General features: G+C 45.9%; 26 protein-coding genes and 1 riboswitch. Of the genes, 5 read left to right on the forward strand and 21 right to left on the reverse strand.

The genetic code is table 11. The features are described 5' to 3' along the window. Positions 1 to 34: 34 nt before the first annotated feature. The 13 genes from nuoF to A7K50_RS02885 form a co-directional block, all read right to left on the reverse strand. The gene (nuoF, locus tag A7K50_RS02825) at positions 35 to 1,981 is read right to left on the reverse strand and encodes an NADH-quinone oxidoreductase subunit NuoF (RefSeq protein WP_026156363.1); all 1,947 of its coding nucleotides are present in this window, start codon (positions 1,979 to 1,981) and stop codon (positions 35 to 37) included. Between the two features lie 13 nt (positions 1,982 to 1,994). Continuing rightward, the gene (gene nuoE / locus A7K50_RS02830) at positions 1,995 to 2,492 is read right to left on the reverse strand and encodes an NADH-quinone oxidoreductase subunit NuoE (RefSeq protein ID WP_020491811.1); all 498 of its coding nucleotides are present in this window, start codon (positions 2,490 to 2,492) and stop codon (positions 1,995 to 1,997) included. Positions 2,493 to 2,532: 40 nt separating this feature from the next. Further along, complete coding sequence (locus A7K50_RS02835; RefSeq protein WP_020491810.1) at positions 2,533 to 3,108, reverse strand: 5-formyltetrahydrofolate cyclo-ligase; 576 nt, start codon at positions 3,106 to 3,108, stop codon at positions 2,533 to 2,535. A gap of 341 nt (positions 3,109 to 3,449) precedes the next feature. Continuing rightward, entirely contained in the window at positions 3,450 to 4,469 is a 1,020-nt protein-coding gene (tsaD, locus tag A7K50_RS02840) for a tRNA (adenosine(37)-N6)-threonylcarbamoyltransferase complex transferase subunit TsaD (protein WP_020491809.1), read from the reverse strand. Positions 4,470 to 4,501: 32 nt separating this feature from the next. Then, the gene (rimI, locus tag A7K50_RS02845; RefSeq protein WP_026156362.1) at positions 4,502 to 4,987 is read right to left on the reverse strand and encodes a ribosomal protein S18-alanine N-acetyltransferase; all 486 of its coding nucleotides are present in this window, start codon (positions 4,985 to 4,987) and stop codon (positions 4,502 to 4,504) included. A gap of 73 nt (positions 4,988 to 5,060) precedes the next feature. Beyond that, positions 5,061 to 5,771, reverse strand: coding sequence for a tRNA (adenosine(37)-N6)-threonylcarbamoyltransferase complex dimerization subunit type 1 TsaB (gene tsaB, locus A7K50_RS02850; protein ID WP_020491807.1), 711 nt, complete (start codon positions 5,769 to 5,771; stop codon positions 5,061 to 5,063). A gap of 35 nt (positions 5,772 to 5,806) precedes the next feature. Beyond that, positions 5,807 to 6,232 carry a tRNA (adenosine(37)-N6)-threonylcarbamoyltransferase complex ATPase subunit type 1 TsaE gene (gene tsaE / locus A7K50_RS02855; protein ID WP_020491806.1) on the reverse strand — a complete coding sequence of 142 codons (426 nt, stop codon included), beginning with the start codon at positions 6,230 to 6,232 and terminating at the stop codon, positions 5,807 to 5,809. A gap of 17 nt (positions 6,233 to 6,249) precedes the next feature. Beyond that, the gene (locus A7K50_RS02860) at positions 6,250 to 7,473 is read right to left on the reverse strand and encodes an amidohydrolase (RefSeq protein ID WP_020491805.1); all 1,224 of its coding nucleotides are present in this window, start codon (positions 7,471 to 7,473) and stop codon (positions 6,250 to 6,252) included. A gap of 66 nt (positions 7,474 to 7,539) precedes the next feature. Beyond that, positions 7,540 to 9,678 (reverse strand): Tex family protein, encoded by a 2,139-nt coding sequence (locus A7K50_RS02865; protein WP_020491804.1) that lies wholly within the window; start codon positions 9,676 to 9,678, stop codon positions 7,540 to 7,542. A 173-nt stretch (positions 9,679 to 9,851) separates the two neighbouring features. Then, positions 9,852 to 10,202: a type II toxin-antitoxin system PemK/MazF family toxin gene (locus A7K50_RS02870; RefSeq protein ID WP_015043684.1), complete on the reverse strand. Its 351-nt coding sequence runs from the start codon at positions 10,200 to 10,202 to the stop codon at positions 9,852 to 9,854. Further along, complete coding sequence (locus A7K50_RS02875) at positions 10,192 to 10,479, reverse strand: ribbon-helix-helix protein, CopG family (RefSeq protein WP_034382236.1); 288 nt, start codon at positions 10,477 to 10,479, stop codon at positions 10,192 to 10,194. Before A7K50_RS02875 ends, A7K50_RS02870 begins: the two co-directional genes overlap by 11 nt. Positions 10,480 to 10,638: 159 nt before the next feature. Next, positions 10,639 to 11,439: a glutamine amidotransferase gene (locus A7K50_RS02880; protein WP_020491802.1), complete on the reverse strand. Its 801-nt coding sequence runs from the start codon at positions 11,437 to 11,439 to the stop codon at positions 10,639 to 10,641. Continuing rightward, positions 11,436 to 12,863 carry a Mur ligase family protein gene (locus tag A7K50_RS02885; protein WP_026156360.1) on the reverse strand — a complete coding sequence of 476 codons (1,428 nt, stop codon included), beginning with the start codon at positions 12,861 to 12,863 and terminating at the stop codon, positions 11,436 to 11,438. The genes A7K50_RS02880 and A7K50_RS02885 overlap by 4 nt, the downstream gene beginning before the upstream one ends. A gap of 143 nt (positions 12,864 to 13,006) precedes the next feature. On the opposite strand from A7K50_RS02885, the gene A7K50_RS02890 reads away from it, so the two are divergent. Next, positions 13,007 to 13,624 carry a gamma carbonic anhydrase family protein gene (locus tag A7K50_RS02890; protein WP_020491800.1) on the forward strand — a complete coding sequence of 206 codons (618 nt, stop codon included), beginning with the start codon at positions 13,007 to 13,009 and terminating at the stop codon, positions 13,622 to 13,624. Positions 13,625 to 13,731: 107 nt separating this feature from the next. On the opposite strand, the gene A7K50_RS02895 is transcribed toward A7K50_RS02890, so the two are convergent. The 7 genes from A7K50_RS02895 to glp form a co-directional block, all read right to left on the reverse strand. After that, the gene (locus A7K50_RS02895; protein ID WP_020491799.1) at positions 13,732 to 14,172 is read right to left on the reverse strand and encodes an MOSC domain-containing protein; all 441 of its coding nucleotides are present in this window, start codon (positions 14,170 to 14,172) and stop codon (positions 13,732 to 13,734) included. An 87-nt stretch (positions 14,173 to 14,259) separates the two neighbouring features. Beyond that, positions 14,260 to 14,757, reverse strand: a complete 498-nt coding sequence (gene mobB, locus A7K50_RS02900; protein WP_020491798.1) for a molybdopterin-guanine dinucleotide biosynthesis protein B — start codon at positions 14,755 to 14,757, stop codon at positions 14,260 to 14,262. 25 nt (positions 14,758 to 14,782) lie between these two features. Then, entirely contained in the window at positions 14,783 to 15,277 is a 495-nt protein-coding gene (locus A7K50_RS02905) for a MogA/MoaB family molybdenum cofactor biosynthesis protein (protein ID WP_026156358.1), read from the reverse strand. A 23-nt stretch (positions 15,278 to 15,300) separates the two neighbouring features. Beyond that, positions 15,301 to 15,792, reverse strand: coding sequence for a cyclic pyranopterin monophosphate synthase MoaC (gene moaC / locus A7K50_RS02910; RefSeq protein WP_119774537.1), 492 nt, complete (start codon positions 15,790 to 15,792; stop codon positions 15,301 to 15,303). 8 nt (positions 15,793 to 15,800) lie between these two features. Next, positions 15,801 to 16,763, reverse strand: coding sequence for a GTP 3',8-cyclase MoaA (gene moaA / locus A7K50_RS02915; RefSeq protein ID WP_119774538.1), 963 nt, complete (start codon positions 16,761 to 16,763; stop codon positions 15,801 to 15,803). Positions 16,764 to 16,814: 51 nt separating this feature from the next. After that, the gene (locus tag A7K50_RS02920; RefSeq protein ID WP_119774539.1) at positions 16,815 to 17,834 is read right to left on the reverse strand and encodes a molybdopterin-binding protein; all 1,020 of its coding nucleotides are present in this window, start codon (positions 17,832 to 17,834) and stop codon (positions 16,815 to 16,817) included. Positions 17,835 to 17,890: 56 nt separating this feature from the next. After that, positions 17,891 to 19,108 (reverse strand): gephyrin-like molybdotransferase Glp, encoded by a 1,218-nt coding sequence (gene glp / locus A7K50_RS02925; protein WP_020491793.1) that lies wholly within the window; start codon positions 19,106 to 19,108, stop codon positions 17,891 to 17,893. Positions 19,109 to 19,181: 73 nt separating this feature from the next. After that, positions 19,182 to 19,316: riboswitch (molybdenum cofactor riboswitch) on the reverse strand. Positions 19,317 to 19,950: 634 nt separating this feature from the next. Between glp and A7K50_RS02930 the strand changes: the two genes are divergently transcribed. The 4 genes from A7K50_RS02930 (at position 19,951) to A7K50_RS02945 (ending at position 24,413) form a co-directional block, all read left to right on the forward strand. After that, the gene (locus tag A7K50_RS02930; protein WP_026156355.1) at positions 19,951 to 20,610 is read left to right on the forward strand and encodes a redox-sensing transcriptional repressor Rex; all 660 of its coding nucleotides are present in this window, start codon (positions 19,951 to 19,953) and stop codon (positions 20,608 to 20,610) included. 335 nt (positions 20,611 to 20,945) lie between these two features. Further along, complete coding sequence (locus tag A7K50_RS02935) at positions 20,946 to 21,425, forward strand: NAD(P)H-dependent oxidoreductase subunit E (protein WP_020491791.1); 480 nt, start codon at positions 20,946 to 20,948, stop codon at positions 21,423 to 21,425. Further along, positions 21,409 to 22,695 carry an NADH-ubiquinone oxidoreductase-F iron-sulfur binding region domain-containing protein gene (locus A7K50_RS02940; RefSeq protein ID WP_243103614.1) on the forward strand — a complete coding sequence of 429 codons (1,287 nt, stop codon included), beginning with the start codon at positions 21,409 to 21,411 and terminating at the stop codon, positions 22,693 to 22,695. Before A7K50_RS02935 ends, A7K50_RS02940 begins: the two co-directional genes overlap by 17 nt. Further along, the gene (locus A7K50_RS02945) at positions 22,695 to 24,413 is read left to right on the forward strand and encodes an NADH-dependent [FeFe] hydrogenase, group A6 (RefSeq protein WP_119774540.1); all 1,719 of its coding nucleotides are present in this window, start codon (positions 22,695 to 22,697) and stop codon (positions 24,411 to 24,413) included. Before A7K50_RS02940 ends, A7K50_RS02945 begins: the two co-directional genes overlap by 1 nt. A gap of 289 nt (positions 24,414 to 24,702) precedes the next feature. Here A7K50_RS02945 and rpoN read toward each other — a convergent pair whose 3' ends face one another. After that, on the reverse strand, positions 24,703 to 26,088 hold the full coding sequence (gene rpoN, locus A7K50_RS02950; protein WP_026156353.1) for an RNA polymerase factor sigma-54: 1,386 nt from the start codon (positions 26,086 to 26,088) through the stop codon (positions 24,703 to 24,705). Positions 26,089 to 26,165 lie beyond the last annotated feature (77 nt).

Genomic DNA, 26,165 nt, shown 5'->3' on the forward strand with positions numbered 1-26,165 from the left:
ATTCTTAGGCTTATCTAGATAACTATTTGAAATACTAAGCTAGGCTGATTGCATTAAATTTGCATTTTTTCAGACAAGCCCCGCATTTAATGCATTTCTGCGTATCGATCACATAGGGTGTATCTTTATCCCCAGTGATGCAGCCGACCGGGCAGACTTTGGAACATTGCCCGCAGCGCTTACATTTTTCATTATCAACCGTATATTCCATCAGCGCGGTACAGGCATGCGCCGGACACCGTTTCTCAAAGATATGGGCTTCATATTCGTGACGGAAATAGCGCAGTGTTGCAAGTAATGGATTCGGAGCTGTCTGGCCCAGACCACACAGTGATGTCCGTTTAATAACCTTGGCCAGATTTTCCAGCGTATCCAAGTCCTCAGCTTTCCCCTCACCTTTGGTGATCCGGATCAGGATTTCGAGAAGCCGCTTCGTTCCTTCCCGGCAGGGTGTACACTTGCCGCAGGATTCCTTCTGGGTAAAACTTAAGAAAAAACGGGCAATATCGACCATACATGTCGTATTATCAAGAATAACCAGTCCGCCTGAGCCAACCATTGCTCCTGCGGCGGTCAGATTATCATAATCGACTTTAATATCCAGCATTTCCTCGGGAAGACAGCCTCCCGAGGGCCCCCCGATTTGAACAGCCTTAAATTGGTTTCCGTCCTTGATCCCGCCGCCGATATCAAAAATGATGTCTCTCAGCGTGATACCCATCGGTACTTCCACCAGGCCGGTGTTATTGACCTTGCCGGTCAGAGCAAATATCTTGGTGCCTTTGCTTTTTTCAGTGCCGAATTGCGTATACCAGTCTGTGCCATTCCGTAAAATATACGGTACATTGGCCCAGGTCTCGACGTTGTTAATATTGGTCGGTTTTCCCCAGAGGCCTTTGACGGCAGGGTAGGGAGGCCTGACCGTCGGCATCCCACGCTTGCCTTCGATGGAAGCAATCAGGGCCGTCTCCTCGCCGCAGACAAAAGCGCCTGCACCGGCTTTGATCTTTAGTTTGAAGTTAAATCCGGAATTCAGGATGTTATTGCCCAGTAATCCATTTTCCTCAGCCTGGGCAATCGCGGTTCTCAGCCTGTCGATCGCGAGCGGATATTCGGCCCGGCAGTAGATATAACCCTCGTCGGCGCCAATCGCGTAAGCGCCGATCAGCATTCCTTCAATCACCGCATGCGGGTCTCCTTCAAGAACGCCCCTGTCCATGAATGCACCAGGATCTCCTTCATCGGCGTTGCAGATCACATATTTTTTCGCGCCCTCTGACTGGCGGCATAGACTCCATTTAAGTCCTGTCGGAAAACCTGCACCTCCGCGGCCTCTCAAGCCTGATTTTTTAACTTCCTCCACAACCTCGTCCGGGCTCATGGTTTGGATCGCTTTGGCCAAACCCTTGTAGCCATCTTTAGCGAGATAATGGCTGATTTCCTCCGGGTCAATCTTACCGCAGTTATCAAGGATGATCCGTTTCTGTTTGGCAAATAGATTCACGGTCTCAAAATTTGCCGCGAGTTTTCCAGATACCGGATCCTCGTAAAGAAGTCTTTCAACTTTTTCATCACGTAAAATATCTTTTTCAATAATTTCAGAAATGTCCTCTTCCTTGACCTTCGTATAGAAAGTCTTATCCGGTTCAATGATCACGGTCGGCCCTTGTTCGCAAAAACCGTGACAGCCCGTAGAGCGGACGTCAGCCGTATCAATGCCTCTTGCAGCCAATCCTTCCCTGAGTAGATCAATTAATGTCTGGGAACCTGAAGAAAAGCAGCCTGTTCCATTGCAGACCAGAATCTGCTTATTTCTTCTGTCTGGTTCCAGGATCAAAGACATCAGTCTCTGCCTCTGCTGTTTACAGGAAACATCGTCATGGCACAATGGCCCTTCCGTCCTGCATTGAACATAATCGGAACAGGGAGTGGATGCTGTATGATGACATTTTTCACAACACGGGTTCACTAAAACCTTCATCGTTTCCCCTCCCTTATTTAAATCTTTTCAGAATATCCGGCACCAGGCCGGAATTCATATTTCCAAAAACCTGACCATTGATGGTCATGACAGGAGCCAGTCCACAGGCTCCAATGCAAGCAACGGTTTCCAACGTGAATCTTTGATCAGCGGTAGTCTCTCCGGCAACAATTGCAAGTTCGCGTTCAATCTCAGAAAGTACTTTCTGAGCGCCTCTGACGTGACAGGCTGTTCCCATACAAACCCGGATCAAATTACGGCCTGTTGGTTTCAGTCTGAACTGAGCATAGAAAGTAACGACGCCAAATACTTTTGCCTCAGGGATCTTCAGTCCTTTGGCAATGGCCCGCATGACGGCTTCAGGAAGATAACCATACATTTCCTGAGCCTCTTGGAGAACCGGAATAAGAGCACCATCATGACCCTGATAAGCAGAGATAATCTCATTCAGCCTGTGTTGATTGGAATCAGCAAATACTGCCTCTTGTTTGGAGTCACAACACTTACACATATTCACTCTCCTTAATTTGTCCTAATCTTAGCAAATGTGATTATGGAACATAGATTACACCATTTTCTGTAAGCAGTAAAGACATTTTAAAATCATGATCCTCTGCTGCAATTTTTTCAACCAGCTGGCAATCATACGCCAAACCGATGATGCAAACGTCTTTCCTTAATTGAGGCAGGAAACGATCATAAAAGCCTTTGCCAAAACCAATCCTTTTGCCTTGCCTGTCAAATACGACACCCGGAACTAGAATCAGATCAATTTCTTCTGGGGGTATCGGATGTAAGTAGTCAGGACCCGGCTCTCTGATCCCAAAAGTCCCTAACTGTACATCATCTTTAATATTTTTGATTTGACACGGAATAATGGTTTCCCCCTGACAAAACGGAATAATCAACTTTTTTCGTGCTTTGAGCGTTTCTTCCGCAACCCCGGTAGTTTCTACTTCATCCCAATAATTTAAGTACATCATAATTATCTCCGCGTTCTGATAAGCTGGCAAAGACGTTATATTCCTTTGAATCCGATCATTTTTTTGCCTGCGTTCATCAGCTGTCATGACCCTCCTGATTTGAAGAACTTTTTTTCGAAATAAATCTTTTTCTTTTTTGTTCACGTTCTGTCCTCCTGGTCATATGTCTGCATTACAGAGCAAAATTAATCATATTTTCGACATTAATCACTTCAAAAATCATAATTTCTTAAAAATGGTGTTCATTTAGCATTTTTTCCTAAAAATTATCCCCAGCCGCACTAGCCAAAGAACAAGTTTTTTCATGGTTTATCCACATTATCCACAACCGTTGTGGATAAATATTGCATTCTATGTTTTTCTTATACCTATTCTTTTTTGTCGATTTTTTTACCATAATAAATAAAAAATATAAAGTTTTTGATTATTCAATCAATTATTAATGAATAATTGAAAATAAACCGATGTAACTGCGTCCTCCAATTTTACATATTCAAGCCAGGAACCGCATTTAACTTCCATGAAGCATAATCATCATTCATAAAGCGATAATAACCGGCCAGTGCAATCATCGCGCCATTGTCGGTACAGTATACCGGTGAAGGATAAACAAAAGAGATTGCGCGGTGATCCAGTTCCTGCTGCAGCACTTGCCGCAAATTGCTGTTTGCTGCAACCCCGCCGGCCAGGGCCAAGGTCTTAATCGGATATTTTTCCAAGGCCCGGAGAGTTTTCTGCACAAGCACCTCTACAACGGCAGCCTGGAAAGAAGCTGCCAGGTTGGCAGTATTCAAAATTTCGCCCTTCATCCGAGCACTGTTTAAGGTATTAAGAACCGAGGACTTTAATCCGCTGAAACTGAAATCAAAGCTCCCGGTTTCCAGCATTGCTCTGGGAAAATCAAAAGCTGCTGCATTTCCTTCGAAAGCAGCCTTCTGGATATTCGGACCGCCCGGATATCCAAATCCAAGCGCCCGGGCTACTTTGTCAAAGGCTTCTCCGGCAGCATCATCCCTGGTTCTACCGATCACTTCATAGTCTAGATGTCCCCTAAAAATAATCAGATTGGTGTGTCCGCCGGATGCCAAAAGCGCCAGCAGCGGGAAACGCAAGTCCGGATGCTCCAAGAAGTTGGCATAAACATGCCCCTCCAGATGGTTGACGCCGATTAAAGGAATGCCTGCTGCATAGGCCATGGCTTTGGCAGCAGATACTCCCACCAGGAGAGATCCCACCAACCCAGGGCCGTACGTCACTGCAACTGCAGAAAGATCTTTAAATCCCATACCTGCTTGTCCGAGGGCCTCTGAAACTACCTGACTGATATGCAGACAGTGTTCCCGCGATGCTATTTCCGGGACAACGCCTCCATACTTTTGGTGGGTACCAATCTGAGATGAGATGATGTGGCTTTTTAAATCTGTACCGTTGACTAAGACCGCAGCCGACGTCTCATCACAGCTTGTTTCAATACCTAAAATTATTACATTTTTGTTATTGTCCACAATACTCCTCCAACGAAACTAGTTAAGTTCTACTAGAGACTGGCCCACATAATCAGTGCATCCTCCTGGTTGTCGGAATAGTACCCTTTGCGTACTCCGGCTGCCTTGAAACCTAATTTTTCATACAGATTCCGCGCCGTCTGATTGGATACCCGAACTTCCAGTGTAAACCGCATCACACCTTTAGCTATCATCTGATAAATCACGTTTTTCATCAGGTACTCGCCCCAGCCCTTACCGCGGCATCCCGGCCAGATTGCAACATTTGTAATATGCCCCTCTCCCATGACGATCCAAAGCCCTATATAGCCAATAACCTTGTGATCCAGCTCTAGGCAAAAATAATTGGCTAAAACATTATTTTTCAATTCTGATGTAAAAGACTCCGTTGTCCATGGCGTGGCAAACGATACTTCCTCAATCGCCACAATGGATGGGATATCCCCAAGCTGCATAGGGCGAACGATAGCCTCGGCCTCAGGTTCCCTATTCTGTTTGGCCCGATCTCTTTTTAACATTTTTATCACCTAATATCAGTATTCCTCTTAAATGATGTTTCAGAATCATAGTATGTTGAGAATACCAATATGACTACTGCATTTTGCCTTGTTTCTTAAGATAATTGGTTTCAGCTTCTGAGAGACGAATATAAATGGGTTCCAGCGCATGAAAATTCCCGTCAACGCATCTTATCTTCCACTGTTCCCAAACCTCACATGCTGCATAGGCTCCTCTTGGAAGGTACTGGTATTCAGACAGTATAACGGCCTGGCTACCAAGTTGTTCCTCCAGAAATTTTCTACCCCCGCTAACCGCGTCCCCAACAAAAAAGCAAGATTTTTGAAGTTCCTTCAATTCCGCTGTGAGCGCTTCCGGCTTAACAGCTTTCGGCCCGTCCAGGCATTCTCTGTCTTCCCTCCAAATATATCGAGCATAATACCATTCGTTTTTGCGGGCATCTAGGATCACAACGGTTTCTTCCGACCTGCCCTTTCCAGCCCAGGCCAACGTATCCAGCGAAGTAATTCCGACCAAAGGAATATTGAGGACCTGTGCAAGTCCCTGGGCTGTGGCGATTCCGATCCTGATGCCGGTAAATGACCCTGGACCCCTGACTGCGCCGATAAAATCAAGATCCACGGGTTTCCAGTCTGCAGCATTCAGCAGCTGATCCAGCATCGGGATTAGTCTTTCAGAATGGGTTTTCCCAGTGTTCAGGAATCCCTCTGCGACTAGCCTGCCATCCTGCCCCAGGGCCAGCGCAGTTATCTTTGTTGTTGTATCGATTGTCAGATATTTCATAGGCCTCACTGCTTTTAATTATTTTTTCGCAAATGTCAAAAATTGAGCATAATTGAACGTGTTTGATTACCGCTTCCCTGAATTCTGATTTCGAGCCTGTCTTCCGGCAGTAAATCTACAATGATTTCCGGCCATTCCAGCAGGCAGACGCAGTCATCCCCGAAATAATCGGCAACACCGATGATTTCTGCTTCTTCCGGGTGGTGGAGTCTGTATAAATCCATATGAATCAGTTTCAGTCCATCAATTTTTGTACTGTATTCCTGAATCAAGGTAAATGTCGGACTTGTCATGGTGTCCGTAACCCCGAGCCCTTCACCGAGCCCTTTAGCCAGGACTGTTTTGCCCGAGCCCAAATCTCCATAAAGACAGATGACCGTACCTTCCCGTAAACTTTGTCCGAGCAGTTTTCCGAGAAGAAAAGTCTCCTCAGAACTTACCGATTCAATCAGCCGTTCCATATTTTCACGCTCCCGTCTCACTCGGGCTTTACGATCAGACCATTGATCAATACTGTATGGGGCGTGGCCTCAAAACTGAGCGGTTTGCCCTCCCATACGACAATATCAGCATCTTTTCCTACTTCCAAAGATCCGACTCTGTCGGCGACCCCGAGTATTTCAGCCGGCCAGATCGTGATTGCTTTCAGCGCGTCTTCCTCCTCAAGTCCGTTGCGGACAGCCATCGCTGCACACAGCGGCAGATGCTCGATAGGGGTAACGGAATGATCCGTGATGATCGCTATTTTAAGTCCCGCTTTGTTCAATACTCCCGGCGTGCTAAATGTTTTATCTTTAAGCTCTACTTTGGCCCTGTTCGTGAAAGAAGGACCGACAGCCGCAGGGTAGCCATATTGCTGAAGCACATCGGCAATTTTATGACCTTCAGTACAGTGGTCCAAAACCAGATCTACGTCAAACTCGCGGGCTATCCGGATAGCGGTCATTATATCATCCGTCCTGTGGGCATGAGCTCTGAGCGGTATTTTTTTGTCCAGTACAAGATTGATTGCTTCGAGTCCGAGGTCCCGTTCAGGAAGTTTGTCCAAATCCTTTTGGCCTTGTTCCAGTTTCTCCCGATAGTTCTGAGCATCTACCAACGCCTGCCGGAGCAAGGCTGCTGTTCCCATTCGCGTCATCGGCATTTTTTTCTGTTCTCCGTATACAAATTTGGGATTCTCACCGAACGCGATTTTGAGTCCTGCAGGGTCTCTCAGAATCATTTCTTCGACCACACGTCCCGCCGTTTTGACAACAACACCTGTACCTCCAATGACATTTGCGCTTCCGGGGCAGGTAAAAGCAGCGGTGACTCCTCCGAGCCGTGCATCCCTGAAGCCTTCATCTTCGGGATGGATTCCGTCAATCGCGCGAAGTTCCGGGGTCAGGGGATCCGTCATTTCATTCAGGTCGTCACCTTCATGCTGATAGATTTCTTCTCCAATCCCGACGTGGCAGTGCGCATCAATGAAACCAGGCAAAACCCATTTTCCCCTGGCAGATACAATGTGTACCGACTCTTCCGTACTTAGGCCGAACATTTCTCTGAACGCGTTTTCTTCGTCTTCATCTGTCGCCGTAACCAAATGCTTTATAATTTTTGCAATTTTACTATCTTTGACCAAAATACTCCCTGTAAATTCGAGCTCTCCGGTCATCGGTTTGATATTTCCGCCGGCAATAATGATCTGTTGATTGCTCATATGAAATATTTCCTCACTTAAAAGTATTTGTCGTCGATGCTCCGCTTACAGCGGAAGAATGACTTATTATATATCCTTCATTGAGAGGCTGACTCGGCCTCTAGCCAGATCGATACTGAGGACTCTGACCTTCACGATATCGCCGACCGAGATAACTTCCATCGGATGTCTGATATAACTGTTGCTGAGTTCCGAGATATGAACCAATCCGTCATTCTTGACGCCGATATCGACGAATGCGCCAAAGTCAACAATGTTCCTGACAGTCCCCTCCAAACTTACTCCTACCTGCAGGTCCTCCAATTTGGTGATATCCTGACGCAGCAGTGGGCGCGGCAGATCCTCACGCGGATCCCTCCCCGGTCTCAGCAAAGCCTCGAGAATATCTTTAATGGTTGGTACGCCTGCCTGAAGTTCCGCAGCTAATTCCTCAGCGCTGAAACCTCCAAGCGCAGCGCGCACCTTCTCTGGATTTGTTTTGAGGTCGATCGCTGTTAAATTGGCTTTTTTCAGGATTGCCGTGGCAACATCATAAGACTCCGGATGAACCGGCGTATTCTCCAGATAATTATCGCCATCCGGCAGCCGAATAAAACCGGCACATTGAATATAAGTCTGCTCCCCGAGCCTGGATACCTTCTTCAATTCTTCCCTTCGCCGGAATTTACCATTCTTCTCCCTGTAGGAAACAATATTTTTGGCGACCGTATAATTCAATCCGGAGACAAATTTCAGAATAGACGGCGAAGCTGTATTCAAGTTGACTCCGACTGTATTGACGCAGGATTCGACGACACCGCCCAGCGAGCTTTCCAAAACCTTAGGCTGGATATCGTGCTGATACTGACCAACGCCGATTGCTTTCGGTTCAATCTTGACAAGCTCAGCCAAAGGATCCTGCAATCTGCGGGCGATGGATACCGCGCTTCTCAGTGAAAGATCAAAATCCGGGAATTCCTCTTTGGCCAGTGGCGAAGCCGAATATACCGAAGCCCCTGCCTCACTGACAATAATGTATTCCAACGGAAGCCCACTTTCCCGGATGAATTCGGTGACGAGCTCCTCCGTTTCGCGGGAAGCCGTTCCATTGCCGATTGCAATAATCTGGACGCCATACTGCTCCACCACTTTGGCAATGAGTTGTTTGGCTTCTTGCTTTTTATTCTGTGGAGGGTTTGGATAGATCACCCCTACCTCTCCGAGTTTTCCCGTATCATCGATCAGGGCCCATTTGCAGCCTGTCCTGTAACCGGGATCGAGCCCCATGATCACTTTATCTCTTACCGGCGGCTGCAGCAGAAGCTGCCGCAAGTTGGCGGAAAACACCTTGACAGCTTGTTCTCCTGCCCTGCTGGTAATCTCGGCCCGGATCTCCCTTTCGATTGATGGGTAGATCAGCCGCTTATAGCTATCCTGCAAAGCCCCTTTCATCAACTCCTGGCAAGGGCCCCCCTGCAGGTATTTCTTTTCCAATAATTGCAGAATCTTATCCGCTTCAATCTCAAGCCCTACGGAAAGGAATTCTTCCTTTTCTCCTCTATTCAAAGCCAGAACCCGGTGCGGCGGAATTTTACGGACAGGTTCCTTATATTCATAGTACATCTCATACGGCGAACGCTCTTCTTTTTTTGCTTTGGCTGTGATTTCCGCCCATTCATAGATCCTGGTCCGAACTAGTTTTCTTGTTTCCGCATCATCGGAAACGTTCTCAGCAATTATATCCTGAGCCCCGCTCAATGCCTCAGCAGCATCATGGACACCCAAATCGGGATTAAGATACTTAGCGGCCTCTTCCTGCAGGCTTCCTTCGGCAGGCTGGTTGAATAACCAATCTACCAAAGGCTCCAAACCCTTTTCTCTGGCTATCGAGGCCCTGGTTCTTTTTTTCTGCTTGTAGGGCCGGTACAGATCTTCGACTTCCTGCAGTTTCGCTGCAGCTTCTATTTTGGATCTTAAACCGTCATCGAGCTTGCCCTGTTCATCAATCAAGCGAATGACTTCCTCTTTTTTGAGCTCCAAGTTCCGGAGATATTCCAGCCGGTCTGCCATGGCTCTGAGCACAGTTTCATCAAGTTCTCCGGTTGCTTCTTTGCGGTAGCGCGCAATAAACGGAATGGTATTCCCCTGGTCCAGGAGCTTTACCGTTTCCCCGACCTGCCAGGTTTTCAGTCCTAACTCCCTTGAAATGACGCTAATAAAGTCCATTATTATTTTTTCCTCCAATCATGGGAACATGGGGACGTTTCTTTTATCCCTTCGAGGGGATAAAAGAAACATCCCCATGTCTCCCCTCCGTATAAAAAACAGCGTCAGGTGTTAGAAGCCTGTACGCTGCGTTATTCCGTACTATGTAATTTGGCCTCATCCATTGAAATCCTTCAGATCTCCGTCAGCCCAAGGCTTATTTCAATCGCTTCATCAACCCTGAGCATTACTTCCTCATCGAGCACTGCGACTTTTTCCTTCAAACGGCTTTTATCGATCGTTCTGATTTGCTCAGTCAAAATAACAGAATCTCTTTCCAAACCACTTCGTTTCGCTTTGACTTCCACATGGGTCGGCAGTTTGGCTTTCGAAATCTGGGATGTAATTGCTGCGATAATTGTTGTCGGGCTATACTGGTTCCCAATATCATTCTGAATAACCAAGACCGGCCTAGTGCCGCCTTGTTCAGAACCTACAACGGGGTTTAGTTCCGCATAAAAAATCTCCCCGCGTTTAATACTCATACCCGACACTCCAAGCTAGTTTCCCTTCATAGCGCATCGTTGCCTCTTCTTCAGCCTGGCATAAATCTAATGCCATTGACAGGTTAATTTGAGCCATTTCAACATATCCCTGCCGCATCTGCTCTCGTATTCCTGCTTTTCGCCGTTCAATCAATACACTGTAAACAGCTTCTTTGATAAAATCACTCCGGTTTAATTTCTCTGACGATACGATTTCGTCTACTTCCTCAATAATGCTTTCCGGCAAACATACAACAATACGCCTAGTCTCTGCCAAGCAAGGCACCCCCTTCATGGCCACGGAAGGCCCCATTAAGCAATCCTATTTTATTATAGCGACTCACCCTCTAAAGTGTCAACGAAGACACGGGTGGGTACAAGCAATATTCAATCATTCTTTCTGATTTCCAGCATGTAATTTTTTCCTATTGTAATCCTATTTAGATCCGGCTATGGATCCTGCCGTAAGAAAACGTTCTATAACCGCATGATGTGCTGCTTTTTCCAGAGAGTCTTTCAGGATTTGAAGCTGATAAGCCGGATCCTTTCTTCTTGTCGCCAGACCCAGCAGCAGGTCGGCAATATGGGGATTTTTAGGCAGCAACGGTCCATGAAGGTAAGTTCCAAAAACATTTTTATACCTTACACCCTCCTGTAAATCCTCACCGTTATTGCCATAACCCCTCAGCACTCTTCCCAAGGAATTCAACTCTGGTCCAAGATAGGTCTTCCCAGAATGGTTCTCAAATCCGACCATGGTATTGTGCACCCCAACTTCATCGGACTGCTGGGAAATGTTTTCTGACATGGAACCCAAAAGCTCAGGTGACGTTTCAACAATGACATTGCCAATCAGTCGTTTATTTCCAGCAATAGTATAAAAGTCCAGTATGCCCAATCCCGGGATTTTCTCCCCGTCTCTGGTCTGATAATACTGCCCCAAAAGCTGGTAACCGCCGCAAATGGTCAACATGACAAGTCCATCGTCAATCGCTGCTTTAAGCTCTGAGGATCTTGTGCTTAAATCCTGAACCAAAAGACTTTGCTCCCGGTCCGAACCTCCTCCCAGAAAAAGAATATCCGCCTCGGAAAAATCCATTTCTTCTCGCAAAGATATTCTGCGTATCTCGACATCGATTCCACGCCACCTGCATCTGGCAGCCAGCGCCAGAACATTTCCCCTGTCCCCATATAAATCAAGCAGATCCGGATAAAGATGAAAAATCGTAAGCTTCATACATTTACCGCCTTACGCTGTTTTTCTCCGGTTTTTCTTCTCACCAGAATATCCCGTATCGGGAAAAGGGCAGTATAGGTTGGCAGAATAAATACGGCTCCTCCCTCTGCTATGCTTGCAGCCGCCTTGAGCGCTGACGCCGCGCTGATGCTTGGCTGTTCCAGCATCTCCACCGCTTTTTCCAGAGAATGTTCCATTGTAATTCTGTCTTCCTTAATTCCGGCATACTTCAGTCGCAAAGCCATGTCCTCAGCTCTTAAACCGGAGCATATGATTTGTGGTACGTCATCCTGACGCAAAGCCAAAATTTCAAAGTCGACATCCCATAACCAGGATATATCCCTGCCATCGGCCGCCAGATCGTTAATCGCAATCAGCAAGCGGACAGACTGAGGTAGCTCTGCAATGGTATGGATGACCTGATTAAAACCTGTTGGATTTTTCACCAGGGTCAGCGTCGCCTCACATCCAAGGAGCGAAAACTGTTCCATTCTCCCTGCATCGGAAACATACCGGTTCAGTCCGGTACCAATATCTTCTCTGGATATCTGCAGACGGTCCGCAGCACAGAAAGCTGCCAGCACGTTGTACAGATTATAATACCCTTGCAAAGGTACCTGATAGACGTGGTTGTCATGGTCATCATCTATCCTGAACGAAATCTCCCTGCTTTCCATTTTGACTTCTTTCGCTTCAATATAAGGATTAGGCCGGCTGAAACCGCAGCTAGGACACCTATAGTTCCCTAACTGGCCGTAATGAAACAGCGTGTAAGACAATTCCTGACCGCAGTGCGAACAGTATCGTCCTTCCCGCGTTTCCGTGCTGTCGGCAGAGCTTGTGGGCAGTGTGCTTACCCCAAAGTAGAATACACCTTTCCGGCCGGTTCCGATCTGAGCAACTAGCGGATCATCCGCATTCAACACCAATTCTGTTGCGGCAGGTAGCGACTCTTTTACCAGCTTGATCGTCGTATCCAATTCGCCATACCTATCCAGCTGATCCCGGAAGAAATTCGTAATCACAGCAAGCCTCGGAGTCAGCTGCCTGCATAACCCCGGCAGTGTAGCCTCATCCACTTCGAGCAGCAGGACAGAAGCTTGCGGCATACCTGCAAATGTAGTATTCTGCAGCAATGCTCCTGCAATACCCGTAAGCATATTGGCTCCTTCCCGGTTAAAAGCAATCTTTTTTTCGGCTGTCTTCAGAATGGAAGCCAGTAGGTTGTTCGTTGTCGTTTTGCCGTTGGTTCCTGTAATAATTACTGCACCTTCCGGAAAACGGGAAGCCAAGAATCCAATCATATTCGGGCAAATTTTAAGCGCAATAAATCCTGGGAAGGTTGTGCCTTTCTTCCCTAGAAGCCTCATCAATATCGATACGATCTTTCCTGTCCAAAGCGCCAGGTAGAAACGGACTGTCATCAGAAGGTGCTCCTTATCTTTTAATTGCTGTAACACCATATTCGTTTGTTATTTCCAAACATTCTTAAACATCCTTATTAATATAACCTAACTTACACCTAAAATAAACAGCAACTTAAGGGTTTGTTGTTATTTAAGAAAACGTGGCTTCTGCCAAGCCTTTTGTTGGCAGGTCTTTTATACTTCTCGACAAAGGCCGTTCTGAAATCTATAATATTTTTAAAGCCAAAAAGCAAGGAGCAACCATTCTTATGATCATTCCCTATCAAGACGTTAAACCTTCGGTCTCAGAAACTGTCTATGTGGCGGAAGGCGCAAAAATCATTGGCAGAGTAACCATTGGAGACTACGCAAGTATCTGGTACAATTGTGTTTTACGCGGAGATATTGCCCCAATTGTCATCGGTAAAAGAACAAACATCCAGGACTTAAGTGTTATCCATGTGAATACTGATCTGCCGACGCTTGTAGAAGATGAGGTTACTGTCGGCCATGGGTGTATCCTCCACAGCTGTACAATTCGTAAAGGCTGCCTGATTGGGATGGGCTCCATCATCATGAACGAATCTGTCATTGGCGAAAATTCGATCGTGGGAGCAGGCTCCCTGGTCCCGGAAAGAAAGATATTTCCTCCAAATTCACTGATTCTTGGCTCTCCCGCGAAGGTAATCAGAGAAATTACGCCGGAAGAGCTGGCCTCCATTCGCCAAATGACAGAAAGATACGTTGCCAAAGGCCAGGAATATCTCGTTCAAGGATAGCCGATATCGTCATTGTCTTTTCCCTCTGAATTTTGGTAGTATGAAAAAGATAGTTGAAATACTTTTATCAACTATCTTTTTCATTTGGTTTGTTTGTAAGAAATGGTTTACTGTTCCACGATCTCAATGCTATCCCCCGGTTTAATCCATCCCGGAGACAGGACTTTGGTAAAAATCCCCTCACGCGGCATTACGCAGTCCCCGGCAAGCCGTTTGATGGCGCATCCGCTGTTATGGCATTGTTTGCCGATCTGGGTCACTTCCATCAGCGTCTCACCGATTTTAAGCTTCGTACCAATGGGAAGCTCATACAGAATGATGCCTTCCGTCGTGAGGTTTTCCGCAAATCTGCCGTTATCCAGGCCTGTGAGTCCAGCCTGTTTTAGTTTATCGACACTTTCAGTCCCAAGCAAACTGACCTGTCTATGCCAGTTGGCAGCATGCGCATCTCCGACTAAACCATGATCCACTTTGAAGTAGCCCTTTTCAATTTCTTGTTTTGGAACCCCTGTTGTCTCACTGATATTGACAGCAATTACTTTTGGCATGTGGGGTACTCCTTCCTTTTTTGGTATGTTCATCTTATTTTAGACTGCTAAACAGATAGGATTAAGCAAATAATCGTCAACGGATACTCAGGACAGATACTTTTCAGCGATAAGATCCGCTACGGTTTGATAATCGTTAATATCGATCACCGGAACCGGAACAGCAAGATCATTGACATCTGTGATAATGCCAATTAAGTTCTCCAACGGAGAAACAATGTCGGTGCCCAGCTCTCTTCTTACAACTTCAAATCTTGGTCTTTGGGACATTTTGAACCCTTCGACCAGGATGATATCGACACCTTCAATCACTGCAATTACATCTTCAATATCTTTCTTCATCTCGGTTTTCTGAATGACAGCATATTGGTCGGGCCCGATAATCGCCGTAGATCTTGCACCCGCCTCAGCAAATCGCCAGCTGTCTTTACCTGGTTTATCAATATCGAAGCGGTGGGCGTCGCTCTTGATCACTCCGACCCTAAAACCACGTTTCGTCATTTCCCTGATTAGTTTTTCCAAGAAAGTTGTCTTTCCGGTGCCTGATTTCGCGGCAACAAAACATATGACTGGAACATCATTCACAGTGTTCTCCTCCCTGTCGTTTTTGTTAAAATGGCTGCGCACACTCTCCGGTAGTCCCTTTTAGAATTTCTATGCCGTGCTCCAACGACTGCAGAACAACTGCCAGACATTCTTTAACACCTTTCGGGCTTCCCGGTAAATTGATAATCACAGTTTTGCCTCTGATTCCAGCGGCTGCTCTGGAAAGCATCGCTCTGGACGTGACCTTTAGGCTCTCCAGTCTCATCGCCTCGGGAATTCCCGGGGTGAGCCTTTCGACGACAGCCAGCGTAGCTTCCGGGGTCACATCCCTCGGTGAAAACCCGGTTCCTCCGGTCGTGAATATCACATCGACTTTACGTTCGTCGGCATATTCAATCAGCTTGGCTTCAATGATCTTCTGTTCATCCGGAACAATTTCCAGAATCTTAACTTCCCAGCCAATCTCTTCGACCATATTTTTAATGACCTGTCCGCTTAAGTCTTCGCGTTCTCCTCTGGATCCTTTATCACTAGCTGTGATAACGCCTACAGTGATCATCATTCTTCACCTCTCCGAAGAGTTTATTTTTTTGTTTTATCCGCTCGGATATAATTGCCGCTTTTGCCGCCGGACTTGCTGACCAGACAGATATCCCCGATCACCATATCCTTTTCTGCGGCCTTGCACATGTCATAGATGGTAAGCGCTGCGACAGAAACTCCCGTAAGTGCTTCCATCTCGACGCCGGTCTGCCCGGAGTTATTAACTGTTACCTGAATTTCAATCTTACTTTCCTGCTCGTTGATTTTAAAAGAAACATCTATTCCCGATAACAGCAGCGGGTGGCACATCGGAATAATATCAGAAGTCTTTTTGGCACCCATGATACCTGCAACCTGCGATACCGCCAGCACATCCCCTTTAGCTATGAGTCCTTCCTTGACCAGCGCCAGGGTTTCAGGCTTCATCCGGATCTCACCGCGTGCTACCGCTACGCGAGTGGTTTCAGCCTTCCCGCTTACGTTAACCATTCTGGCCCGTCCCTCTTCATTGAAATGTGTCAGTTCACTCATGTTATTTTTCACCCGCCTATTTCATGCATATTTCTTATTACCGGCTGATAATTACTGCTCTGGATACAATGCCGGGTGGGTTTTGCCATGATTCCATCCATCAGAAACTTCTCAAGTCCGTTTTCAGCGTAATTTCGGATATCGATCTCAACATTGGAATGAAGACATGGTTTCAGTTTGCCATCGGGCGTAATCCTGATCCGGTTACAGTAATTGCAGAAATGGCTGCTTAACGGGCTGATCAGACCAACCTTGCCTTTGCTGTTCGGAAGTTTGTAGAGACGTGCTACGCTGCCATGTCTTTTAAACGGCAACGGGATCAACGTCGGTACTCTTTTCAGTATTTCTTCGTTGGACAAGAAATGCTCCTGGCCCCACGCTCCGGCTTCCCCGATCGGCATAAGCTCAATAAAACGAACTTCGATATCATGATCCATCGTCATCGCAACAAAATCTTCAATTTCATCGTCGTTAAACCCGCCAATAAGAACGACATTGATCTTTAATGGGAATAATTTTACTTCTTTTGCTGCCCTAATCCCTTCCAGAACATCCTGGACATTGCCGCAACGGGTAATTTCCTTATATTTGGTCGGATCCATGCTGTCAATACTAATATTCACCCGCGTCAACCCAGCTTTTTTCAGGTCATCCGCATATTGTTTCAGAAGCAGCCCGTTGGTCGTGAGTCCCAGTTCCTTGAGTCCTTTGTTTTTCAGCAAGGCAATATTTTGGACCAGATCCAGGATCCCTCTCCTTACCAATGGCTCTCCGCCAGTGAGCCTGATCTTGGTGATTCCGAGTTTAACGGCTGTCTCGGCAATTTTCTCCATAGTTTCCAGGCTTAAGATATCGCAGCGTTCTTTTTTCTCAATACCTTTTTCCGGCATACAGTACGTACATTTTAAATTGCATAAATCCGTTACAGATATTCTTAAATAATTGATATCCCTGCCATATGCATCGATCATTATCTCAACTCCCCACTTACACTCGTATACCCGTACACTGAATGAAAATTCTTATCTGCAGAAATAGCAGTTTGGATATTGACACATCTGGCAGTTCAAACATAAACCGCCTTCACCCATCCGGATAAAATCATTTTTGTTCAGTGTCTCTCCAGCAAAGATCTTCGGCAGTACCACATCCAGGACAGTTGTCCTAAAATAGGCGGCAGCTCCGGGGACCCCTAAGATAGGTACCCCGTTCAAATAAGCCAGCATAAACATATTACCAGGCTGAACAGGAACACCATAAGTTACAACATCTGCACCGGTGCCCCGGATCGCTCCAGGGGTAAGATCATCGGGATCTACGGACATTCCCCCGGTCATAATAATCATGTCAGCTTTTTGCTCCATATAACCTGTGATCTTCGCTTGAATTAATTCCAATTCATCAGGACAATATTCCTGACCGATGATTTCCGCGCCAAAATACTCAAGTTTTTTCCTGATCACAGGCCCGAATTTGTCCTTGATTCTTCCTTTATACACTTCACTTCCGGTAATCACAATCCCAACCGTGAGCTCTTTATACGGCTCAACATGAAATACCGGACCATAAAGGGTGCATAATTCCTCTACTTTGCGAATATTTTCTTCTTTGGTAACCAGCGGTATAATCCTGGTTGCAGCAACTTTCTGATTAACTTCAACCTTGAAGTTATTCGGTAGGGACGGTATCGTAACATGTTCGATCGAATTGATTTCGTGCAGCAATGAGCTTTTGATCCTCAGCAAACCTTTTTGAGTCGAAATCAACGTAGTTTTACCTTCCTGAGGTTCCGAAAAACGGATGTTCTGACCCATGACAGCTTGGGCCATTCTGATCGCCGCATCGTCTTCATGGATTTCATCGGCATTTTCTTCCCAGACGTAGATGTGCTCTTTACCAAGACTCAATAGTTCCTCGATATCTTCCTGCTTGATCACATGATTTCTTTTAAAAGCGGGGCCTTTGAATTCCCCAGGAATCACTTTCGTTATATCGTGGCAAAGGACCATGCCGACTGCATCCTGAACTGCTATTTTTTTCACTTTTATTCATCTCCTTAGATTCCATTCTTATTGATTCCAACTTTTTCATTTTGCTTCTATTCAATAATATAAGCGATTAATTTTTCACCGGCCTTGACCGGGCCGCTCTTTTCCGGAATTTCCGCCAGGATATCACAGCCGAGCATGGAGCGCAGCACACCATTGCCTTGTTCTCCAGTCGATTCCATGATGACCATGCCATTCTCGTAAAGCATTCTACCGCGCAAAAATCTTCGGCGAGGACTTGGTTTTCGAAAATCCTTCTTCAGAATCACTTCGATCTTCCGGTAATAATAATCCTTTCTGCCAGCCATTTTTTTAATGTAGGGGACAGCCATCAGCTGAAAAGTTACCATTGCCGCTGCCGGATTGCCCGACAGGCCGATCAGCATCTTCCCGTCCTTCACTGCGGCCAGACACGGTGAGCCCGGTTTGATCTCAATTTTCCAGAAAAGTATTTCGGCACCAAGATAATCGGCTGCATGCCGGATCACATCATAGTCTCCCACTGATACGCCCCCGGTCGTCAGTACCAAGTCGGCCTGCTTCCAGGCCTTTTCGACCAGGGCCGCAACTTCTTCTTTCTTGTCTTTGCAGATCCCCATCACGACAGGCTCTACACCAAGTAAACGGAGATAGCCTTGGAGTGTATAGCTATTGCTGTTTCGGATCTTACCTGGAGCTAGAGGCTCCGTTACATCACGAAGTTCGTCTCCGGTCGAGATAATCGCAATTTTTGGACGTTTATAAACTGGTACTTCGGCAATCCCCAGGGAGGCCATCAGCCCCATCAGAGGCGCCGTAACAACGGTTCCCTCAGCCGCAATCAGATCACCTACGGCAATATCTTCACCCTCAGGCACAATATCTTCGCCGTGCTTGAAGGCCTTTGAAACAGATATCTTGCTGCCCTGGACTTCTACCTCTTCAAATTTAACAACTGCATCGGCGCCTTCAGGAATCGGAGCTCCTGTCAAGATTTTAATTGCCTGACCCTTGCTGACAGCGTTTTGGGCCGTATAACCTGCCGGTACTTCTTCAATCACCTCAAAGGTGACCGGGTTAGCTTCGCTAGCTCCCACAGTATCTTCAGCCTTGAAAACAAAACCGTCATAAGGTGAACGCGGAAACGGCGGAATGTTTTCTCTGGCGACAATATCCTCTGCCAGCACTCTAACGAGGGTATCCGCTAAATGACTATTCTCCTTTTCGGCCAAAGGACAATAATCAAATATCAAATTTTGGGCTTCTTCCAACGAAATATTTTTTTGCATGCGTATCCTCCTTATTAATCACAAAAATCCTGCACGGACATGCAGGATAAAGATTTTTGGTTCGCAAACAAACCAATTCTTTTTCACATCTCCTTCGCGATACAGCAAGTAACAGAATTTCTTCTGCTACTCCGTGGACTTTGTCCAGACCTTGCATCCATGGCAGCATTGCAACTTTAGGATCCAAGGCTCGGAGAAAAATATTCTAATGTTGTGATCCGCCGACTCCTTTGCTTATATTCGTCTCAACAATTGGAGGTGGTACCCTACTAGGTGAACACTCCTAGTAGGGTTATATAAAGGGAAGGAACACACCCAAGGGTAATGGCACGATAAGATAGATTATACTTATCATACTTGTTCCTTATTCAATAATCAATACAAAATATGTATCAGTTTCAGATTAGATTCGCTTGTCGTCGTGAATAATCGGTCAAACCTTTAAAAATGCCAGTCTTGTTATCACCGAGCATATTTCTGGTTCGTTCAACAATGCTGTCATTTCTCAAAAATAAGTATATTGTTTTATTTATTGTTTCACTTGTTATTTTACACCCGTTGTACCCGGCAGTTCAAGCCATTATATGTCCAAGTTCCAACCAAAGGGTCAGAAGTTTCAAAATCATCATTGGTCAGGATATTCGCGTTACTAATCTTTAATTTAACTCTTAAAGTTGAAAAACGCATCAGATAATACATATAACTTTTGGGTAAACTACTATCGGGAGACTAAATCAATAATATTCAATTTACAAAAAAAATTAAGGAAATTGGAGTAGAAGGGGAATATGCAATTATGGTATACTATACTGCATATTATTTTATTTCGGAGTGAGCTAGCAATGGACGAAAAGAAACTATCCAGTCAGGTTGTAAAACGTTTGCCCAGATATTACCGGTATCTTTCAACGCTGCTGCAATTGGGAATCAGCAGGATTTCCTCTAAAGATTTAGGCAACCGAATGGGTCTGACCTCTTCTCAGGTAAGACAGGACTTTTTTTGTTTTGGTGGCAACGGCCTACAGGGATATGGTTATGATGTCAGCTTTCTGCATCAGGAAATACACAAACTACTTGGACTGCAGCATTCTCATAACATGATCATTATAGGGGCCGGAAGTTTGGGCCATGCTTTGGCTAAACACACGAATTTTGAAAAAAGCGGGTTTAGACTTGCCGGAATCTTCGATGTCAAGCCTGATCTGATCGGCGAAAAAATTAGGAACGTTGAGGTCCAGCCCGTGGATGACCTGCCGAATTTTTTAAGCAAAAACTCTGTGGATATTGCGGTCTTGACTGTTCCGGAAAATTGTGCCGGTGAAGTCGCCAGGTTGGTTACTGATTTAGGCGTTAAAGCTTTATGGAATTTCTCTCCGGTCGAACTGATGATGCCGGAAGATATTATTGTGGAAAATACCCATATGATTGACTGTCTGATGGTGCTTGGATATAACCTTCAGGAAAAGTCTCTGAGGGAAGAGTCTCTGAAAGAAACACCATAAACAGCAGTTATTGTTGAGTAGATCATAAAGCAATCAACAATTAGGCGAACAAATAGGCATATAAAAATAGAATAATTGATTCCAAGAAATAACAAATAGTCCTGATAATCTCCCTGTTAAAACTGAACCGGGAGATTTTTGTTTATTGTTAAATAATTAACGGCATTGTTAAATATATTAATAACTTTGCTAGCAATGTCTATTATTTTGCATTGTTATTCTGTTATTTTGTCAAATAAATAACTATTCTTGATTTACATTTTGCCCCATATTACACTAAAGCAAGCACAGGTAAACTTTCCTGCAGAAAGGTTACAGAAAGGCAGTGTGATCAAATGACGGCAATCAAAGAAGTTGTCAATCGGTTTGGAAAAGAAGAAGCCTTGTTGCTTCAAGTAATTTTAGCCGTTCAGGATGCTGACCCCCAGAATCATCTGAGTGAAGAAGCCGTAAATGAAATTTCCCGGGAAATGAATATCTCCCGAAGCAGGGTTTATTCCACGGCATCTTTCTATAGTGAGATCTCCTTGAAACCGAGGGGCATGCACATTATCCGGATATGTACCAATGCGCCGTGTGAAAATGCCAACAAAGCTTCCATCCTCGCTGCAATTAAACAGGAACTCGGGATTAAGATCGGACAAACAACAACGGACGGGCTTTTTTCTCTGGAAAGCGTCAATTGCCTTGGTGCCTGCTATATGTCTCCGGCCATCAAAATTGATGATGCGGTCTATGGTGACCTGACTCCGGAAGCTGCGGTCGCCATTATCCGTAATTTAAGAAAGGAATATCAGAATGAACAAAATGCTTGATGACGATCAGATTTTTAATATTTCTCCGGGCAGGCATGTTGACTTGGACCATCATTGTCAAAACGGCGGATATTCCGCGTTAGCCAAAGCCCTGGCCCAGGGTCCTGAAACTTCCCTGAAAGAAATATCGGATGCCGGACTGCGCGGCAGGGGCGGAGCTGCTTTCCCTACTGCTGAAAAAATAAAAATGCTACGGGCCAACACGGAAAAACTGCGTTATATCATTTGCAATGCCGACGAAGGTGAACCAGGCACCTTTAAGGACCGGTTCATTATGACCCATATCCCTTTTCAATTGCTGGAAGGCATCACCATCGCGGCGTTTATGGCCGGAGCTTCTGAGGGTTATATCTACGTTCGGCACGAATATCCTGAAGCGCAGAAAATCCTGCGCGAAAGCATTGAAGAAGCCGAGCGCCGCGGATTCCTTGGAGAAAATATTCTTGGCAGCGGTTTCAGCTTGTCTTTAAAGCTATTTTCCGGTGCCGGAAGCTATCTTTGTGGTGAGGAAACCGCTTTAATTTCCTCCATCGAGGGCAAAAAAGGCCGTCCGCGTCTGAAACCCCCTTACCCGACCCAAGCCGGTCTCTGGCAAAAACCCACGTTGATTAACAATGTTGAAACGCTTGCCAATATCCCCAAAATCATTGAAAAAAGTGCATCCTGGTATCGTTCTTTTGGTACACCGGACAGTCCCGGAACCAAGTTGATTTCGCTTTCCGGCGATGTCCAAAACCGCGGTTTATTTGAAGTACCATTCGGAATGACCTTTGCTGAAATCATCAGCGAATATGGCGGTGGAGCAAAGACCGGAAAAGCCATAAAAGCTGTAAACATTGGCGGCGCTTCCGGTGTTCTGATACCGCCTGAGATGCTTTTTACCCCACTGGAATATCTGGCCTGTTCCAAGACCGGGATTACGATCGGATCAGGGGCTATCTTTGTTTTGGACGACACCCGTTCGATCTTGTCAAACGTTCAAAACCGGCTGCGCTTCTTTCTACATGAAAGCTGCGGCAAATGCACGCCCTGCCGGGAAGGACTGCGTCAGGCCAATCTGATCCTTGACAGACTGCTCGCCGGAGAAGCCGTGCGTCAGGATGTTAGCACGCTGGAACGGTATACCCGGGCGATTCAAGAAGCTTCCTTTTGCGGTCTCGGCCAAGCAGCCGGCAACAGCCTTCGTTCCTCCCTGGCCTATTACCGGGATGAATATCTTGCTTCCTGCCGTGATAACAAACCATCATTCATTGAGGAGGAGACCGCCTGATGCAAAACATTAATATTACGCTAAACGGTAAGGTAACGGCAGTTGCACCTGAAATCACTATTTTAGAGGCAGCCAGACAACAGGGCATTGATCTTCCAACCCTTTGCCATCATCCTGATCAGCGCGTCAAGGCAAATTGCCGGATTTGTGTGGTCGAGGTAGAAGGTGTAAAAAACCTCGTACCTTCCTGTTCCACTAGGGTAACAGCCGGAATGAACATCACGACGAATTCTCCGAGAGTCAGAGAAACTGTACGCACCATTCTGGAATTAATTTTTGCTGACCATCCGCAGGAATGTCTGACCTGTATCCGTAACGGTAACTGTGAACTCAGACAAATCGCAGCTAAATTTGGAGTCAGGGATATCCAAGGAGAAAAAAGAAAACACAGTTTCTCTCAGGATTTCTCAACCCCTTCGCTGGTCAGAAATCCGGATAAATGCATCAAATGTGGTCGATGTGCAGAAGCCTGCCACTATATTCAGAACGTTGGAATCCTCTATAGTCATAACCGCAGTACGGAAATCAGCATTTCACCGGAATACGGTAAACAGCTGGCTGATGTTGCCTGTGTGCTGTGCGGACAGTGTGCTTTGGTTTGTCCGGTAGGTGCAATTCATGAAAGGGATGATACAGACCGCGTCTGGGAAGCTCTTGCAGATCCCCAAAAACATGTCGTCGTTCAGGTCGCTCCGGCCGTCCGGGTATCACTAGCTGAGGAATTTGGATTCCCATCAGGCGAAATCGCGACAGGGAAACTTGTTTCTGCTTTGCGCAGTCTGGGATTTGACCGGGTTTTCGATACAGACTTTTCTGCAGATCTAACCATCATAGAAGAAGGCCATGAATTACTGGACCGGATAGCAAACGGCGGTGTCCTGCCGATGATTACTTCCTGCAGCCCCGGCTGGATCAAATATATGGAACACTACTATCCGGAATTGATTCCGCATCTGTCGACCTGCAAATCTCCCCAGCAAATGTTTGGGGCCCTGGCCAAAACGTACTATGCTCAGACCAGCGGCCTTGAAGCCAAGGATATCATTGTCGTCTCCGTGATGCCCTGTACCGCCAAAAAATTTGAAGCCGAGCGCCCGGAAATGGATGCAAGCGGCAGCCAGGATGTAGATATCGTCCTCACGACCCGCGAACTTGGCAGAATGCTGCAGCACGAGGGAATTGATTTTCGGATGCTCCCTGAAGCTGAATTTGATTCGCCCCTCGGCATATCAACAGGTGCAGCCGCTATTTTCGGAGCAACCGGCGGAGTTATGGAAGCAGCCCTGCGCACCGTGTATGAAGTTGTTACAGGTAAAACCCTGACTGACTTAAACTTTACAACCGTGCGTGGAATGACCGGCGTAAAAGAAGCTTCGGTTGATCTTGCCGGAATGGAAGTAAAAGCGGGGATCGCCCACGGGCTTGCCAACGCCAAGAAAATCTTAGAAATGATCAAAGCCGGCCAGTCCGATTACACGTTTATTGAGATCATGTGCTGTCCCGGAGGATGTATTGGCGGAGGAGGTCAGCCTTACGGTACGACCAATGAGATCAGAGCCAGACGGATCGAAGCCCTGTACCAGGTCGATGAAAATATGCCGCTACGCAAGTCGCATGAAAATCCGGCAGTACAGGAACTCTATCAGGACTTTCTGCTTGAGCCCCTCGGAGAATTATCTCACAGGCTTTTGCACACCCAATATTGCAGCCGCAGTTAAAACAATGATGCCGAAGCAAAAGCCCCCCCGTCCATGAACACCCTTTTCTGGAATGTACCTTCTCCTTGAACACTCCTTCCAATGGACACTCTTTATCTGACTATACCTTCTCTCTGAGCGCACCCTCCCTTGAATTACTATTCGAATATAATGCGAAGGAACCGCAGATGTTATTAAAATACCCGCGGTTCCTTCGCATTTATTGACTAATCTTCCACCCAAATCAAAATTATCAATGCCACTTGAATTTCATGCCCCGTAAGCTTAGGGAATTATAGGCTTTGGACAATTAATATCTTTTACGGTGTAGATTTGTCGGTATCCCCATACTCTGACGGTACTTATTGACCGTTCTCCGAGATATCTTTATCCCCTTGCTCACAAGCATGTCCATAATATCCTGGTCGCTCAGTGGTTGGTTCGGGTCCTCTTTATTGATGATATCCTGAATCAAGTGTTTGACACTTTTCGAACTTATTTTGTCGCAGTCATAAGAACCCACACCGGAGTTAAAGAAATACTTCAAAGCAAACAGTCCACGCGGCGTCTGAACGTATTTGTTGCAGGTGACCCGGCTTACCGTAGATTCATGGATACCGACCAAATCCGCAACCTGACTCATGGTCAAGGGCTTCAGATATTCAATGCCATTGTCAAAAAATTCTCTTTGAATATCAACAATACTTTGCACAACTTTGTAAATGTTCAGTCTTCTTTGTTCAATTCCGCGGATGAGTCCCAAAGCGGAATCAAACTTTTCTTCAAGATATTTTCTTACATCATCACATAACGCATTCGAATTACGGAGAATAGCCACATACGTCTGATTGATTCTCAAATAGTTAAAATCGAGGTCGTTCACAATAACCAAATAATCGTTCTGGTCTCTCATAATCGTAACATCAGGCCAGATAAAAGGATTTCTTTCAGCGCCAAACTGCAGTCCGGGTTTCGGATCAAGCGTCTTGATAAGATCATAGACTTCTTGGACCTGCTTCGCAGATACGGAGAGGGCATTGGCTATTTTCATCATTTTTTTGTCGGCAAGATCCTGGAAGTAATTTTGAATAACCCGTTCCGCAAACTCGCTGTCCTTGCCGTTTGCTCTCATTTGCAGAAGCAGGCATTCCTGGAGATTACGGGCACCTACACCGATAGGATAGAAGGTATGAATGACCCTCAGGACCTCTTCCACTCTCTCAACGGCAACATTCAACTTTTGGCTAACATATTCCAGTTCTGTTGTAAAATAGCCGTTCCGGTCAATGCTTCCTATTAGAAAGTTTCCAATGACAATATCCGCAGGATTCTTGATCTCTAAATTCAATTGTAATTCAAGCTGTTCATATAAACTTGGCCGATCAGACAAATATTGTTCGTATCCGGTGTTATTTTCATTCTTCTCGTTCCAGATATAACCAATATTACTGTCGCTGCTGAAATGTTCAATTAGGTCGTCCATATTAACCCGGGTTGCAGTTTTGCTGACAACCTCATTGTTTTCAGCAACGGGTTCATCTTCGTCCAGGAAAGGATTCTCTTCAATTTTTTTTGTGATATACTCGCTTAGCTCCAGAGTCGACATCTGCAATACAAAAATTGCCTGACGCAGTTCAGTGGTCATGAACAATCTCTGTTGCTGTTCAAGAAATATATCTTGGCGTATCTGCCTCATATTTTCCATCCACCTTCTGAATCAAATCAAAATACTATACAGATTCCCGGACAGACGGCATTTTCATATTCTTTTCA

The organism is Dehalobacter sp. MCB1 (assembly GCF_003590275.1).
Taxonomy (GTDB): domain Bacteria; phylum Bacillota; class Desulfitobacteriia; order Desulfitobacteriales; family Syntrophobotulaceae; genus Dehalobacter.

Coding starts and splice junctions, on each gene's coding strand:
- tsaB (WP_020491807.1), bottom strand. CDS start 5,771: ATGAAATATCTGACAATCGATACAACAACAAAGATAACTGCGCTGGCC.
- A7K50_RS02945 (WP_119774540.1), top strand. CDS start 22,695: ATGCAAAACATTAATATTACGCTAAACGGTAAGGTAACGGCAGTTGCA.
- rpoN (WP_026156353.1), bottom strand. CDS start 26,088: ATGAGGCAGATACGCCAAGATATATTTCTTGAACAGCAACAGAGATTG.
- A7K50_RS02860 (WP_020491805.1), bottom strand. CDS start 7,473: ATGAGCAATCAACAGATCATTATTGCCGGCGGAAATATCAAACCGATG.
- A7K50_RS02880 (WP_020491802.1), bottom strand. CDS start 11,439: ATGAAGCTTACGATTTTTCATCTTTATCCGGATCTGCTTGATTTATAT.
- nuoE (WP_020491811.1), bottom strand. CDS start 2,492: ATGTGTAAGTGTTGTGACTCCAAACAAGAGGCAGTATTTGCTGATTCC.
- tsaE (WP_020491806.1), bottom strand. CDS start 6,232: ATGGAACGGCTGATTGAATCGGTAAGTTCTGAGGAGACTTTTCTTCTC.
- glp (WP_020491793.1), bottom strand. CDS start 19,108: ATGCAAAAAAATATTTCGTTGGAAGAAGCCCAAAATTTGATATTTGAT.
- nuoF (WP_026156363.1), bottom strand. CDS start 1,981: ATGAAGGTTTTAGTGAACCCGTGTTGTGAAAAATGTCATCATACAGCA.
- A7K50_RS02905 (WP_026156358.1), bottom strand. CDS start 15,277: ATGATCACTGTAGGCGTTATCACAGCTAGTGATAAAGGATCCAGAGGA.
- A7K50_RS02935 (WP_020491791.1), top strand. CDS start 20,946: ATGACGGCAATCAAAGAAGTTGTCAATCGGTTTGGAAAAGAAGAAGCC.
- A7K50_RS02885 (WP_026156360.1), bottom strand. CDS start 12,863: ATGACAGTCCGTTTCTACCTGGCGCTTTGGACAGGAAAGATCGTATCG.
- A7K50_RS02930 (WP_026156355.1), top strand. CDS start 19,951: ATGGACGAAAAGAAACTATCCAGTCAGGTTGTAAAACGTTTGCCCAGA.
- A7K50_RS02870 (WP_015043684.1), bottom strand. CDS start 10,202: ATGAGTATTAAACGCGGGGAGATTTTTTATGCGGAACTAAACCCCGTT.
- rimI (WP_026156362.1), bottom strand. CDS start 4,987: ATGTTAAAAAGAGATCGGGCCAAACAGAATAGGGAACCTGAGGCCGAG.
- A7K50_RS02865 (WP_020491804.1), bottom strand. CDS start 9,678: ATGGACTTTATTAGCGTCATTTCAAGGGAGTTAGGACTGAAAACCTGG.
- A7K50_RS02940 (WP_243103614.1), top strand. CDS start 21,409: ATGAACAAAATGCTTGATGACGATCAGATTTTTAATATTTCTCCGGGC.
- A7K50_RS02895 (WP_020491799.1), bottom strand. CDS start 14,172: ATGCCAAAAGTAATTGCTGTCAATATCAGTGAGACAACAGGGGTTCCA.
- moaA (WP_119774538.1), bottom strand. CDS start 16,763: ATGATCGATGCATATGGCAGGGATATCAATTATTTAAGAATATCTGTA.
- moaC (WP_119774537.1), bottom strand. CDS start 15,792: ATGAGTGAACTGACACATTTCAATGAAGAGGGACGGGCCAGAATGGTT.